We start from the raw sequence: 13,271 nt of genomic DNA, 5'->3' as shown, positions 1-13,271 counted from the left end.
TCAGTACTTCAGCAGGTCTGCGTCGTCGACGGATACAGAACGCCGAGATCGGAAGATGATCATGATGATTGCCAAGCCGACGACTACTTCGGCCGCAGCTACCACCATCGTGAAGAAGGCGAAGATCTGGCCGTCCAGATTGCCGTGCATGCGCGCGAAGGTCACGAATGCCAGGTTCGCGGCGTTGAGCATCAATTCGATACACATGAACACCACGATGGCGTTGCGTCGCAGGAGGACTCCCGCAGCCCCGATGGTGAACAACAGGACCGACAGATACAGGTAATTCTCGGGATTCATCGCGCAGACTCCTCACCGGTACTCGGATCCGGGGAACGCGGAGTGAGCGCGCTGCTGACAGAGAGCGTCGAGAACGTTCCGTCGGGCAACAGTGCCGGCATGTCCACTGCGTTGTGACGTGCGTACACGCCGGGACTGGGGAGGGGAGTGGCCGAGCCCTTGTCGGGATTACTCTCATCGCTTCCCAGGTACGCGAATCGTTGCTGCGAGAGTTCGCGTTGGCTGAGCGTGGATCCGATCTTCTCCCGATGCGCGAGCATCATTGCGCCAAGTGTCGCCGTGATCAGCAGTGCGCCAGTCAGTTCGAAGGCCCAGACGTAGCGGATGAAGATGAGATCGGCGAGAGCGTCGATGTTGCCCTGGTCGAGTCCGGTGAATCCGGTGAACCCCGAGATCGACGCATTTCCGAGGCCGCCGATGAGGAGTAGCCCGAATCCGACGCCGATCACGATCGCGCTGACGCGTTGTCCCCGTAGCGTTTCGACCAAGGAGTCCGAAGAATCCACGCCGACCAGCATCAGGACGAACAGGAACAACATCATCACTGCGCCGGTATAGACGACGACCTGGACGACACCCAGGAACAGTGCGCCCTGCACGATGTAGAAGACGGCCAGGATGATCATCGTCATTGCAAGGAAGAGCGCAGAGTAGACGGCCTTGGGGGCGGCGACCACGCCCAAAGCGCTGATCACCGCAAGGGTTCCGAGGATCCAGAACTGCACCGCCTCGCCGGTGGAGGTCGATGTCATCGTTCCCTCCGCCAGGATCGTGGTCGTGACCGCCGCGATCATTTCTCGGTCTCCGGGTTCGGCTCTTGCTCGGGTGCTGGCTGTTCGGGTGCTGCTTGTGCGGGTACTGCCTGTTCGGGAGCTGCTGTGATGTCGCCGCGGTAGTAGTCGTCCTGAGTTGTGCCGGGACGCAGCGCGTGTGGTGGCGCTGCCATGTCGGGTTTCAGGGGCGCGAGAAGGCGGTCCTTCTCGTAGATCAACCCGGCTCGGTTGTCGTCGGTCATCTCGTACTCGTTGGTCATGGTGAGAGCCCGAGTGGGGCAAGCCTCGACGCAGAGGCCACAGCCGATGCACCGCAGGTAGTTGATCTGATACACCCGCCCGTAACGCTCGCCGGGGGAGAACCGTTCTTCTTCGGTGTTGTCAGCACCCTCGACATAGATCGCGTCGGCGGGGCAGGCCCAGGCACACAGTTCGCACCCGATGCACTTCTCGAGTCCGTCCGCATACCGGTTGAGTTGATGGCGACCGTGGTATCCGGGCGCGGTGGGGCGCTTCTCCTCCGGATAGAACTCGGTCTCGGGCTTCTTGAACATTGTCGAGAGCGTCACTCCGAAACCCGCGATAGGTCCGAGGAATTCAGGCATGGGAGTCCTCCGATGTGTCGGAAACATCTGTGCGTCGCAGCGGTGGTACGTTCTGACCAGGCAGTTTTTGACCAGGTAGGGGTGGAACCGGGAAGCCGCCCGACATCGCATCGAAAGGCATGTTCCCCGCAGCGGTGACCGACGCGGCGGTTCGGCGTCGGCTGCGGTAAGTCCCGGCCAACACGATCAGGAGCGCAGCTCCGAGAACCAGTGCGACGCAAAGAAGTACGACCCAGGTGTTGTAACCCTCGTTGCGGAAGGCACGAACAGTCGCGATCACCATCACCCACACCAAGGCAGCGGGGATGAGAATCTTCCATCCGAGATTCATGAACTGGTCGTAGCGCAACCGCGGAAGGGTACTGCGCAACCAGATGAAGACGAAGAGGAAGCCCCACACCTTGGCGACAAACCACAGCACGGGCCACCAACCGGAATTGGCGCCGTCCCACAGGTTGAATGGGAACGGTGCGTGCCACCCGCCCAGGAACAGTGTCGTGGCCAGAGCGGACACCGTCACCATGTTCACGTACTCGGCCAGCATGAACATCGCGAACTTGAGTGAGGAGTACTCGGTGTGGAACCCACCCACCAGTTCACCCTCGGCCTCGGGAAGGTCGAAGGGAGCCCTGTTGGTTTCGCCGACCATGGCTGTCACGTAGATCAGGAAGGACGGCAGGAGGAGAAAGACGTACCAGGCACCTTGTTGGGCGCTGACGATGCCGGACGTGGACATCGTGCCGGCGTAGAGGAAGACTGCGGCGAAGGACAGCCCCATTGCTACTTCGTAGGAGATGACCTGCGCGGTCGATCGAAGTGCACCCAGTAGTGGATACGTCGATCCGGACGACCAGCCGGCAAGCACGATCCCGTACACACCGATTGAAGTTACGGCGAGGATGTAGAGAACTCCGACCGGCAGATCGGTCAGTTGCAGGGGTGAAAGGGTTCCGAAGATCGACACCTGCGGACCGAACGGGATGACGGCAAAGGCCATGAACGCGGGCACGACTGCGATGACGGGCGCGAGGAGATAAATCGGTTTGTCGGCGCCGGTCGGTGTGATGCCCTCCTTGAGGGCGAGCTTGATTCCGTCAGCGAGACTCTGGAGCATTCCACGGGGGCCGATGCGGTTCGGTCCGACACGCATCTGCATGCGTGCCATGACCTTTCGTTCCGCGTAAATTGCCACCAGCGGTGTGAGTACGAGGAACACGAAAATGGCGAGAGCCTTGCCGATCACCAACCACCACGGGTCGTGCCCGAACGCCGACAGGTCGACCGGAGCTGCCACGGTCCCGTATTCGTGGGTGGTCATTGCGCTCCAGCCTTCGCAATCTTCACCACGGAACCCGCGGTAACGCAGAGCGTTTCGTAGATCGTGCTACCCGGTGAATTGAGTGGGAGCCAGACTGTTCGAGGCGGGAGTTCGGTGATCTCCAACGGTAATGTGATGGAACCGGATTCAGTCGACACCGCAACGTGATCGCCGTTGTCGGCGCCGATCTCGGCAGCGGTCTCGGCAGACAAACGTACGAGTGGGAGCCGTGCCGTACCCGCCAGGTTGGGCTCGCCGTCTTGCAATCGGCCGTTGTCGAGCAGCATTCGCCAACTCGACAACACTGCCTCGCCCAGTGCCGGTGTGGGCATGGTGCCTGACGGGACCTGAGGCGAGGTGGGGCGCGATCCGGACCAAGCGCCGAGGCGGTGTATCTCCGAGCGTGCGGAATCTGCGTCGGGAAGGCCCAGATCGATGCCCATCTCGGCTGCGATCGCGTGGAGAACGCGCTGATCCGGCATTACTCCTGTCGTTCTCAACGCGGTGTCGAACACGCGCTCGCGGCCTTCCCAGTCGAGGAAGGTTCCGGGCTTCTCGGCGACCGGTGCCACCGGGAAGACGACGTCGGCGAGTTCGGTGACTCCGCTGTGACGGATCTCCAAACTCACCACGAACCCTGCTGCTTCGATCGCGGCCCTTGACTTCGCCGGGTTCGGGAGATCACTCAATTCGACGCCGCCGACAAGAAGGGCAGCAGTCGTCTGCCCCGGATCCAGCAGACTCGCGGCGTCGCGCCCGTCGGATGCCGGGATGGAGGCCCCCCACACTGATTCCACCTCCTGACGTGCTGCCGGGTCCGCAACGGGGCGTCCGCCGGGAATTAATCCCGGTAGTGCGCCGGCCTCGACGGCGCCGCGATCACCAGCGCGGCGTGGGACCCAAGCCAAACAAGCTCCTGTCGCTTCGGCGAGACGTACCGCCGCGGCGAAGCCGCCCGCCACCTCACTGAGTCGTTCGCCCAACAGGATCACTGCACCGGGCTGCCGGAGGAGCTGGCCCTCCTCATTTCCAGGGCGAGCCAACGAATCCATCAGAGCTGCTTCACTTCCGGGTACGGTCCGAAGCAAAGAGCCGCCCATCTTCTGCAGGCCGCGCGTAGCGAATGGCGCGCTGGAGAGCACCGTCGTCTTGCCGAAACGTGCGGCCTTGCGTAGCCGCAGGAAGATGATCGGTGACTCCTCCTCGGGCTCGAGAGCTACCAGCAATGCGGCCGGGGCCGACTCGAGGTCCTGGTACGTCACCGACTCTTCGAGTGTGCGGCCGGCGACGTGTGCTGAGAGGAAACCTGCCTCTTCGGCAGAATGAGCACGGATTCGGAAGTCGATGTTGTTGGTAGCGAGAGCAACTCGCGCGAACTTGCCGTAGGCGTAGGCGTCCTCCAAGGTAGAGCGTCCGCCGACGAGTACGCCTGCGTCACCGCGGGCCTGCGCGAAGGATCGCGCAACGAGGTCGAGTGCCATGGGCCACGACGCCGGAATCAATTCGCCGTCAGCGTTGCGGATCAGGGGAGTGGTGATCCGATCACCTTGGGTCGTGTACGTGAATGCGAAACGGCCCTTGTCGCAGTTCCATTCCTCGTTGACTTCGGGGTCGTCCCCGGCGAGACGGCGGAGAACCTTTCCGCGACGGTGGTCCGTGCGCTGAGCACATCCGTCGGCGCAGTGTTCACACACGCTGGGGCTGGACACCAGATCGAACGGTCGCGCCCGGAATCGGTATGCCGTACTGGTAAGCGCGCCGACCGGGCACACCTGGATGGTGTTGCCCGAGTAGTAGGACTCGAAGGGCTCGTTGGCGTAGATCCCGACCTGTTGAAGCGCGCCGCGCTCGAGGAGATCGATAAACGGGTCGCCGGCGATCTGGCCCGAAAACCGTGTGCATCTGGCGCAGAGGACGCAACGCTCGCGGTCGAGGAGGATTTCGGACGAGAGTGGGATGGGCTTGGGGTAGGTCCTTTTCTCCTCACCGAACCGGGATTCGGTGCGACCGGTCGACATCGCCTGGTTTTGAAGCGGACACTCGCCGCCCTTGTCACACACGGGGCAGTCCAGAGGGTGGTTGATGAGCAGGAGTTCCATCACCCCGCGCTGCGCCTTCTCCGCCACCGGTGACGTGAGCTGTGTGGTGACGACCATTCCGTCCGCAACCGGTGTCGTGCAGGACGCCACCGGCTTGCGTTGACCTTCGACCTCCACGATGCACTGTCGGCACGCCCCGACCGGGTCCAGAAGAGGATGATCGCAGAACCGCGGAATCTGTGTGCCGATCATCTCTGCAGCGCGAATGATCAACGTGCCCTTGGGTACCTGGAGTTCCCGGCCGTCGATGGTGAGGGTGACCAGATCAGTGGGCGGTGCCGTGTCGGTCTTGGTGGCGTCGTTCTTGGTAGCGTCGGCTGCAGTCATGAGGCGAACGCTCCTGTCGCGAGAACGGACCGGCGAGGATCGAACGGGCATCCGTTGCTGTCGAAATGCGCTACGTATTCCTCGCGGAAGTACTTCAGGGAGGACATGATCGGGCTGGTCGCTCCGTCGCCCAACGCGCAGAAGGATTTTCCGAGGATGGTGTCCGAGATGTCGAGAAGTTTGGTGAGATCAGCTTCAGTACCTGTTCCGCCTTCGAGTCGCCGCAGGATCTGCACCAGCCAGTACGTGCCTTCGCGGCACGGCGTGCATTTACCGCAAGATTCGTGGGCATAGAACTCGGTCCACCGCAGCACCGCGCGCACGATGCAGGTTGTGTCGTCGAATATCTGCAGTGCTTTGGTGCCGAGCATCGATCCCGCCGCGCCGACACCCTCGTAGTCGAGTGGGACATCGAGATGTTCGTCGGTGAAGATCGGAGTCGAGGATCCGCCGGGAGTCCAGAACTTGAGGGTGTGCCCGGTGCGAACGCCGCCCGCGTAATCGAGAAGTTCTCGCAACGTGATGCCGAGCGGCGCCTCGTACTGGCCGGGAGTGGTGACATGACCAGAGAGCGAGTACAACGTGAACCCCGGCGACTTCTCGCTTCCCATCGACCGGAACCACTCCGGGCCGCCCAGGACGATCGACGGCACACTCGCGATGGACTCGACGTTGTTGACGACGGTCGGGCAGGCGTAGAGGCCGGCGACGGCGGGGAATGGCGGCCGCAGTCGAGGCTGACCGCGTCGTCCCTCCAACGAATCGAGGAGGGCTGTCTCCTCACCACAGATGTACGCGCCTGCTCCGGCGTGCACGACGAGATCCAAGTCGAATCCCGAACCGAGGATGTTGCGGCCCAGGTATCCGGCCGCGTAGGCCTCGGCCACGGCGGTCTGCAGACGTCGCAGGACCGGGACCACCTCGCCCCGGACGTAGATGAACGCCTTGGCCGCTCGAATTGCATACGCCGCGATGATGACTCCCTCGACCAACGTGTGTGGGGTCGCCATCATCAACGGCATGTCCTTGCATGTGCCCGGTTCGGACTCGTCGGCATTGACGACGAGATAGTGAGGCTTGCCGTCTCCTGGCTTGTCTTCGGTGCTCTGTGGGATGAAACTCCACTTGAGGCCCGTCGGGAAACCGGCGCCACCGCGCCCACGAAGGCCCGCGTCCTTGACCGTTTCGATCACGGCGTCGGGGGACATGGCTAGCGCTTTGCGTAGGGCTTGGTAGCCGTCGTGACGAAGGTAGCTGTCGAGAGTCCACGAGTTCGGTTGATCCCAGTAGCGACTCAGGACGGGGGCGAGTGTCATGTCACTTCCCTTCGCCGGGAGCGTCGGCTGCTGAGGCCGAGCCGGGTGGGTTGTCGTCGTGAGATCGGCTGATACGCAGTCCGGCAAGAGTTGCCCCGCCGATTGTTTGTGCTTCGGCTGCTTCGATTCGCGTATCCGGGAACCCGGCCAAGGTGCGTGCGGTCTGTCGGAACGAACACAGTGTGGCACCGCGACTGGGTGTCACGCGCTCTCCGGCGCGGAGCGCATCGACGAGTGAGCGCGCCGATTCCGGAGTCTGGTTGTCGAAGAACTCCCAGTTGATCATCATGACGGGGGCGTAGTCGCACGCCGCATTGCACTCGATGTGTTCGAGGGTGATCTTGCCGTCGGACGTCGAGATGGAGTGTCCGCCTTCGTCTCTGGAGCCTGCTGACCCGAGATGCTCTTCGAGTGCTGCGAGGATGTCGTCTCCGCCCATGATCGCGCACAGCGTGTTGGTGCAGACTCCGACCAGATACTCACCCGTCGGACCACGGCGATACATCGAGTAGAAGGTGGAAACGGCGGCAACCTCGGCGCCGGTCAAACCCAGCTTGGCACTGCAGAAATCGATCCCGGCCGGGGTGATGTACCCGTCCTCGGACTGCACGAGATGAAGGAGCGGCAGGAGGGCTGATCGACTGGTGGTCGCCGCGGCGTCAGGCTCACGGTAACGAGCGATGACGGTTTCGGCATCGGCGTCGAGTCGGGCGAGTACGTCAGGCGGATAACTCGATCGTGCGCCAGGGCGTACCAGTTGCGTGGGCTCGTCCGGGCGCGGCCCGAGTTCGATGAACACCCGTGACGAGCCGTTCGGGCCGGTCATCGGTCCACTCCGCCCATGACGGGATCGATACTGGCAACCGAGGCGATCACGTCGGACACCATGCCTCCCTCGCACATCGCCGCTACCGCTTGAAGGTTGGTGAATGACGGATCCCGGAAATGGACGCGGTACGGCCGGGTTCCCCCGTCGCTGACCATGTGCACACCCAACTCGCCACGCGGGGACTCGACGGCGACGTACACCTGGCCGGGCGGCACGCGGATTCCTTCGGTGACCAGTTTGAAATGGTGAATCAGACCCTCCATGGACGACTCCATGATCTTGGCGATGTGCTTCTGCGAATTGCCGAGGCCATCCGGTCCGACAGCGAGATCGGCAGGCCAGGCGATCTTCTTGTCGTCCACCATGACCGGCCCCGGTTGCAGTTTGTCGAGGCACTGCTCGACGATCTTGAGGGACTCCTTCATCTCCTCGACACGGATGACGTACCTTCCGTAGCAATCGGATCCGTCGTGCGTCACGACGTCGAACTCGTAGTTCTCGTAGCCGCAGTAGGGCTGCGCTCGACGCTGATCGTGGGGGAGACCCGTGGCGCGTAGGACCGGCCCCGTCACGCCGAGCGCCATGCAGCCGGTGAGATCGAGATATCCGATTCCCTGGGTGCGGGCTTTCCAGATGGAGTTGTCGCTGAGCATCAGTTCGACGTCACGCAACCGTTTCGGTAGGACCTTCAACAGTTCTCGTACCTTCGCGACCGACCCGTCGGGTAGATCCTGAGCGAGACCACCAGGCCTGATGTAGGCGTGATTCATCCGCAGTCCGGTGATCGTCTCGAACACGTCCAGAATCAATTCGCGTTCGCGGAATCCGAACAGCATCGCCGTCACGGCGCCCAGTTCCATTCCACCGGTTGCCAGGGCGACAAGGTGCGACGAGATTCGATTGAGCTCCATCATCATCACGCGAATGACGGTGGCTCGCTCGGGAATGTCGTCGGTGATGCCGAGAAGTTTTTCGACTCCGAGGCAGTACGCGGTTTCGTTGAAGAACGGTGACAGGTAGTCCATTCGAGTAACGAAAGTGACGCCCTGCGTCCAGTTCCGGTATTCGAGATTCTTTTCGATTCCGGTGTGCAGGTAGCCGATTCCACACCGAGCTTCCACGACTGTCTCACCCTCGATTTCGAGAATGAGGCGCAAGACGCCGTGAGTGGACGGATGCTGCGGGCCCATGTTGACCACGATCCGTTCGGCCTCGCCGGTTCGCTGGCGAGCGGCCGCGGTGACGATGTCGTCCCAGTCCTGACCCGATGCTGTGACGACGGTTTCCGTCGTGGCACCGGAGTTGCTTCCTGTCGTCTCGTTCATCAGTTGTACGACCTACGCTTGTCGGGTGGAGGAGTCTGGGCGCCCTTGTACTCGACCGGGATACCGCCGAGCGGATAGTCCTTGCGCTGTGGGTGGCCCTTCCAGTCGTCGGGCATCTCGATACGGGTCAGGGCCGGGTGACCGTCGAAGACGATCCCGAAGAAGTCGTAGGTCTCACGCTCGTGCCAATCGTTGGTGGGGTATATCCCGACGATGGACGGAATATGTGGATCGGTGTCCGGCACGGACACTTCCAGTCTGATCCGGCGGTTGTGCGTGATCGAAGCAAATGGATACACGGCGTGGAGCTCGCGACCGGTGTCCTGCGGATAGTGGACTCCATCGACACCCAGGCAAAGTTCGAAGCGCAGTTCCGATTCGTCGCGCAGTCTGCGCGCGACCTGCGGGAGGTGAGACCGTTCGACATGCAGCGTCATCTCGTCTCGAAAGATCACTACCCGCTCGATTGCATCGGTGAAAGTGCTGCCCGCGCTGCGCAATGCGGCATCCAAGGAGTCCGCAACTTCGTCGAAGTATCCACCGAACGGTCGAGAGGCCTTGTCCTCTACTGAGATCGGCGGGGCGAGCCGGCTGTAGCCCGAGGTGTCACCACTGCCGCGGACTCCGAACATCCCCCTCGATCCGTTGTTGCCCGCGGTCATCGCAGAAGCCCCTTCATGTCGATGGTGGGGGTGGATGCCAGTGCGGCGCGCTCGGCTGCCGCGCGTGCCTCTTCGCGGTTCACGCCGAGGGGCATCTCCTGGATCTTTCGGTGCAGTTCGATGATCGCGTTCAGGAGCATCTCCGGCCGCGGCGGACAGCCGGGCAAGTAGATGTCGACCGGCACGATGTGGTCGACGCCCTGTACCACTGCGTAGTTGTTGAACATACCGCCGGACGACGCACACACACCCATGGCCAGAACCCATTTCGGCTCGGCCATCTGGTCGTAGACCTGACGAAGTACCGGCCCCATCTTTTGACTGACCCGCCCGGCCACGATCAGAAGGTCTGCCTGTCGCGGCGACGCGCGGAATGCCTCCATGCCGAACCGCGCCAGGTCGAAGCGACCTGACGTGGTTGCCATCATCTCGATCGCGCAGCACGCGAGCCCGAAGGTGGCAGGCCACAGTGATCCTTTGCGGGCATACCCTGCCAGGCCCTCGACAGTGGTCAGTAGAAATCCGCTGGGGAGCTTTTCTTCGAGACCCATATCCGACTCTTTTCAGTCGTAACAGCTGCGGTGTGACCGGTTTTGTCTGACGTATGTGTGCTGTACCTGTGTCCGCTGGCCTAGTCCCAACCGAGACCGCCTCGTCGCCATTCGTATGCGTATGCCACCGAGACGTTGACTATGAAAAGGCCCATCGCCGCGAGGCCGAACAAGCCGAGCGAATCGAAATGCACCGCCCACGGGTAGAGGAAAACGATCTCGATGTCGAAGATGATGAACAGCATTGCCGTCAGATAGAACTTGACGGGAAACCGCCCGCCACCGGCGGTACGGGGTGCCGGTTCGATTCCGCATTCGTAGGCTTCGAGTTTCGCCCTGTTGTACCGCTTCGGGCCGACCACGGACGCGAGAACAACCGACACCACAGCGAAGGCCATCGCGATGACCCCGAGGACGAGAATGGGGATGTAAGCGTTCATGTCACCCGAACTCCTCTCCGCTGTGCGGATGTCCGCCCAGCCCGAAGGTGCCGTTCGATTTCGATACTGCCAGCAATTCGATACTTATGTGACCTGCGACACCCACACTAGGGGAGGCCTCCGACATTGGGTTCGTTTTCGGGGTGCCGAGTTTCGCTCTCGAAAGTCCGAAGTAGTCGGCGCCGCAACGAATCACCGCTGCAACGGGTGCTCACCGGCTCAGTTGTCGACGCAGAAGCGCGATGACGGTGGAAGCAAGTTCGATCGGATCTATCGGCTGCGGCACTGAGGCTTCCGCTCTCGACCACGACGCCAGCCACGCATCGTCGGGTCGACCGGTCAGTACGAGGATCGGTGGACAGTCGGCGATCTCGTCCTTGAGTTGTTTCGCGACGCCCATGCCGCCCGCCGGACTCGCCTCGCCGTCGAGAATGGCGAGGTCGATTCCGCCGGCATCGAGCTTGGCTACGACGATCGGTGCCGTCGCGACCTCGATGTAGTCGATGGTGGGCATCGACGGATGTGGGCGCTCTCCGAGAGCGAGCCGAACTTGCTCGCGCGTGTGTGCGTCGTCGCTGTAGACGAGGATGCGCACGGGTGCCATGGAGTTGGGCTCTGCGGTCTCGGCGGACACGCGGCCGACGTTACTCCGGGCGGTCCCTGGCTACCGGCGAATCTTCAACATCGGCAGGGACTTCCGCGAAAACACAGCTCGGCTTCACAGCAAACGGCCCTTACCCGGCGATGAACGCCGAAGTAAGGGCCGCCTGAATTGCGTGTGTGCTCAGAAGTTTTCGACGAACTTCGTCAGGCCCTTGCTCGCTGTTTCCAGGGCCGTCTTCTGTGCCTTCTTCACCAGGAAGCCCGGCAGCGGGATCTTGGGATCGATGGTCAGTTCGAAGGTGACTTTGGTTCCACCGTCGGTGGGAGTCAAGACGTACGAGCCGTCCTGCTGGTTCTGCTGACCGCTCTCCACGAGGGTCCAGGTCACCTTCTCGTCGCCCTCGAAGGTGTAGTCGACTACCTGCTCGTCGTTGATTCCCAGAATGGACACGGCCATGCGAACGCGATGGGGGCGACCGTCGTCGTGGGTGCTCTCGATGGTGATCTTCTTGTGTGCAGACGACCACTCCGGCAGCCGATCGACGGCTGCTACGGCCTTCATCACCGTTTCCGGATCAGCCTTGATCTCGAATTCCTTGACGCCCGAAACGGCCATGAACGTGCTCCTTCTCGCCTTGCGGCAACGGTTCGTGATTACTGCAGTTGCGCAATTAGATCATTCGGTGATCGGGTTGGCGTCGAGCTAGTCCATGCCGTTCTTGCGCATCTGGTCCCGCAATGCGCCCTGGACGGCTTGTGAAACCCACGAGTTGAGGGAGACTCCGTTCTGATTGGCGGCCTCCTCGGCGCGGGCTTTGATCTGTTCCATCATCCTCAACGTCACCCGGCTGATATCTCCGCTGACGTCGTCGAACGAGTAGGTTGAGTCCTTCTTCTCGTCGTCTGCCTTCTCGTTTGCACCTTCGCCGCCGGTCGAGTTCGGCGGGCGAACAACGTCGACCAGTAATTCGCTTCCGTCGAGATTCACCTTGACCTCTCGGTCGCCCAGCTTCGCCCCGATCTCCTTGGCCAGTTCCGTCGCCGCGGCCAACAAGACCAGGCGGACCGAGGGTTCGATGGCGGCGGACAACGACGCCGCAATCCGGCGCGTGTGATCGTCGCCGAGTTCGGCTGCAGTGGCGAGGTCGTTCTGCAGCTTTGCGGTGTACTCCGAAATGTCCATGACACCACAGTGGCGTCAAAAGTGACGTCAGTCAAGGATGTGATGACGTCACTCGGTATCGAGGGCGGTCGACCGCTATAGAGTTGCCCAGCACCTGAGGCGAACGGCGCCCGGGTTTCGTGCTGGTCGTTTCGTGCTTGTCGAGGAGTGGGTTGTGCCGAACACGGTGTCACTGAAAGTGCAGTTGGTGGCGAAGTCCGAGTTCTTCCCGCCCGAGGACATTCCGTGGGAGACGGACGCGGATGGTGGCGAAGCGCTGGTCGAGTTCTCCGGTCGAGCCTGCTACCAGAGTTGGTCCAAGCCGAATCCGCGAACCGCAACCAACGCCGGCTATCTGAGGCATCTGCTCGAGGTCGGACACGTTTCGGTGCTCGAGCATGCGACAGTGAGCTTCTACATCACCGGTATCTCGCGCTCGTGCACTCACGAATTGATTCGTCACCGGCACTTCTCGTACTCGCAACTCTCGCAGCGATTCGTCCGTGAGAACGATGCAAACGTCGTCGTGCCTCCTGCTGTCGAAGGTGATCCCGAGCTCGAAGCACTGTTTCTGAATGCCACCGACGAAAGCCGTCGCGCTTACGGGGAACTGCTGACTGCCCTCGAAGGGAAACTGCAATCGGTGCCCGGTGCCCCGATGCGGGGCAAGCAAGCCAGGCAGGCTGCGCGCTCGGTGCTGCCCAACGCCACCGAGACGCGCTTGGTCGTGACCGGGAACTATCGGGCCTGGCGGCACTTCGTCGAGATGCGTGCCACCGAACATGCGGATGTCGAGATCCGGCGAGTCGCGGTCGAGTGCCTGCGTCAGCTTCGTGATGTCGCGCCAAATGTGTTCGGGGACTACGAGATTCTTCGCGGAAGCGACGGATCGGAAATTGCCGTCAGCGCATTTGCGGCCGAGTCGTGACTCGTGTGCAGAAGTAAGAGCTGAACCGGGTAA

Annotated in this window: 14 protein-coding genes and 1 pseudogene; 1 reads left to right on the top strand and 14 read right to left on the bottom strand. The window is 62.1% G+C overall.

Annotated features, from left to right (window positions below):
- The 14 genes and pseudogenes from nuoK to ATN38_RS18760 all read right to left on the bottom strand — a co-directional run bounded on the left by nuoK (position 1) and on the right by ATN38_RS18760 (position 12,331).
- Positions 1 to 300, bottom strand: a complete 300-nt coding sequence (gene nuoK, locus ATN38_RS18825) for an NADH-quinone oxidoreductase subunit NuoK (RefSeq protein ID WP_003942238.1) — start codon at positions 298 to 300, stop codon at positions 1 to 3.
- Entirely contained in the window at positions 297 to 1,094 is a 798-nt protein-coding gene (locus ATN38_RS18820; protein WP_218748354.1) for an NADH-quinone oxidoreductase subunit J, read from the bottom strand. The genes nuoK and ATN38_RS18820 overlap by 4 nt, the downstream gene beginning before the upstream one ends.
- Complete coding sequence (gene nuoI / locus ATN38_RS18815) at positions 1,091 to 1,678, bottom strand: NADH-quinone oxidoreductase subunit NuoI (protein ID WP_218748353.1); 588 nt, start codon at positions 1,676 to 1,678, stop codon at positions 1,091 to 1,093. The genes ATN38_RS18820 and nuoI overlap by 4 nt, the downstream gene beginning before the upstream one ends.
- Positions 1,671 to 2,996, bottom strand: coding sequence for an NADH-quinone oxidoreductase subunit NuoH (nuoH, locus tag ATN38_RS18810; RefSeq protein WP_218748352.1), 1,326 nt, complete (start codon positions 2,994 to 2,996; stop codon positions 1,671 to 1,673). The genes nuoI and nuoH overlap by 8 nt, the downstream gene beginning before the upstream one ends.
- Positions 2,993 to 5,422 (bottom strand): NADH-quinone oxidoreductase subunit G, encoded by a 2,430-nt coding sequence (locus ATN38_RS18805; protein WP_218748351.1) that lies wholly within the window; start codon positions 5,420 to 5,422, stop codon positions 2,993 to 2,995. The genes nuoH and ATN38_RS18805 overlap by 4 nt, the downstream gene beginning before the upstream one ends.
- A complete protein-coding gene (gene nuoF / locus ATN38_RS18800) occupies positions 5,419 to 6,738 on the bottom strand; it encodes an NADH-quinone oxidoreductase subunit NuoF (RefSeq protein ID WP_218748350.1) in 1,320 nt (439 codons plus the stop codon). The genes ATN38_RS18805 and nuoF overlap by 4 nt, the downstream gene beginning before the upstream one ends.
- A gap of 1 nt (position 6,739) precedes the next feature.
- Positions 6,740 to 7,564 (bottom strand): NADH-quinone oxidoreductase subunit NuoE, encoded by an 825-nt coding sequence (gene nuoE / locus ATN38_RS18795; RefSeq protein ID WP_003942123.1) that lies wholly within the window; start codon positions 7,562 to 7,564, stop codon positions 6,740 to 6,742.
- Positions 7,561 to 8,892, bottom strand: coding sequence for an NADH dehydrogenase (quinone) subunit D (gene nuoD / locus ATN38_RS18790; RefSeq protein ID WP_007735150.1), 1,332 nt, complete (start codon positions 8,890 to 8,892; stop codon positions 7,561 to 7,563). Before nuoD ends, nuoE begins: the two co-directional genes overlap by 4 nt.
- Positions 8,892 to 9,530, bottom strand: a pseudogene (locus ATN38_RS18785) (NADH-quinone oxidoreductase subunit C); the annotation flags it as partial. The gene nuoD and the pseudogene ATN38_RS18785, both read right to left, overlap by 1 nt.
- Before the next feature lie 20 nt (positions 9,531 to 9,550).
- Positions 9,551 to 10,105 (bottom strand): NADH-quinone oxidoreductase subunit B family protein, encoded by a 555-nt coding sequence (locus tag ATN38_RS18780; RefSeq protein WP_003942234.1) that lies wholly within the window; start codon positions 10,103 to 10,105, stop codon positions 9,551 to 9,553.
- A gap of 80 nt (positions 10,106 to 10,185) precedes the next feature.
- Positions 10,186 to 10,545 carry an NADH-quinone oxidoreductase subunit A gene (locus ATN38_RS18775; protein ID WP_003942165.1) on the bottom strand — a complete coding sequence of 120 codons (360 nt, stop codon included), beginning with the start codon at positions 10,543 to 10,545 and terminating at the stop codon, positions 10,186 to 10,188.
- Positions 10,546 to 10,756: 211 nt separating this feature from the next.
- Positions 10,757 to 11,149, bottom strand: a complete 393-nt coding sequence (locus tag ATN38_RS18770) for a response regulator transcription factor (protein ID WP_042450864.1) — start codon at positions 11,147 to 11,149, stop codon at positions 10,757 to 10,759.
- 180 nt (positions 11,150 to 11,329) lie between these two features.
- Positions 11,330 to 11,764 carry an SRPBCC family protein gene (locus ATN38_RS18765; protein ID WP_003942203.1) on the bottom strand — a complete coding sequence of 145 codons (435 nt, stop codon included), beginning with the start codon at positions 11,762 to 11,764 and terminating at the stop codon, positions 11,330 to 11,332.
- An 87-nt stretch (positions 11,765 to 11,851) separates the two neighbouring features.
- A complete protein-coding gene (locus tag ATN38_RS18760) occupies positions 11,852 to 12,331 on the bottom strand; it encodes a toxin-antitoxin system HicB family antitoxin (protein ID WP_003942206.1) in 480 nt (159 codons plus the stop codon).
- A gap of 154 nt (positions 12,332 to 12,485) precedes the next feature.
- On the opposite strand from ATN38_RS18760, the gene thyX reads away from it, so the two are divergent.
- Positions 12,486 to 13,238 (top strand): FAD-dependent thymidylate synthase, encoded by a 753-nt coding sequence (gene thyX, locus ATN38_RS18755; protein ID WP_003942250.1) that lies wholly within the window; start codon positions 12,486 to 12,488, stop codon positions 13,236 to 13,238.
- The last annotated feature ends 33 nt before the right edge of the window (positions 13,239 to 13,271 follow it).

This window comes from Rhodococcus sp. FH8 (assembly GCF_019266085.1).
Lineage (GTDB): Bacteria > Actinomycetota > Actinomycetes > Mycobacteriales > Mycobacteriaceae > Rhodococcus_F > Rhodococcus_F qingshengii.
The sequence above is the reverse complement of the archived record's forward strand: the minus strand, read 5'-3'. Positions and strand labels throughout refer to the sequence as shown.

Coding starts and splice junctions, on each gene's coding strand:
- nuoE (WP_003942123.1), bottom strand. CDS start 7,564: ATGACCGGCCCGAACGGCTCGTCACGGGTGTTCATCGAACTCGGGCCG.
- nuoD (WP_007735150.1), bottom strand. CDS start 8,892: ATGAACGAGACGACAGGAAGCAACTCCGGTGCCACGACGGAAACCGTC.
- ATN38_RS18805 (WP_218748351.1), bottom strand. CDS start 5,422: ATGACTGCAGCCGACGCTACCAAGAACGACGCCACCAAGACCGACACG.
- nuoK (WP_003942238.1), bottom strand. CDS start 300: ATGAATCCCGAGAATTACCTGTATCTGTCGGTCCTGTTGTTCACCATC.
- nuoH (WP_218748352.1), bottom strand. CDS start 2,996: ATGACCACCCACGAATACGGGACCGTGGCAGCTCCGGTCGACCTGTCG.
- nuoF (WP_218748350.1), bottom strand. CDS start 6,738: ATGACACTCGCCCCCGTCCTGAGTCGCTACTGGGATCAACCGAACTCG.
- ATN38_RS18820 (WP_218748354.1), bottom strand. CDS start 1,094: ATGATCGCGGCGGTCACGACCACGATCCTGGCGGAGGGAACGATGACA.
- ATN38_RS18765 (WP_003942203.1), bottom strand. CDS start 11,764: ATGGCCGTTTCGGGCGTCAAGGAATTCGAGATCAAGGCTGATCCGGAA.
- ATN38_RS18760 (WP_003942206.1), bottom strand. CDS start 12,331: ATGGACATTTCGGAGTACACCGCAAAGCTGCAGAACGACCTCGCCACT.
- ATN38_RS18775 (WP_003942165.1), bottom strand. CDS start 10,545: ATGAACGCTTACATCCCCATTCTCGTCCTCGGGGTCATCGCGATGGCC.
- ATN38_RS18780 (WP_003942234.1), bottom strand. CDS start 10,105: ATGGGTCTCGAAGAAAAGCTCCCCAGCGGATTTCTACTGACCACTGTC.
- nuoI (WP_218748353.1), bottom strand. CDS start 1,678: ATGCCTGAATTCCTCGGACCTATCGCGGGTTTCGGAGTGACGCTCTCG.
- ATN38_RS18770 (WP_042450864.1), bottom strand. CDS start 11,149: ATGGCACCCGTGCGCATCCTCGTCTACAGCGACGACGCACACACGCGC.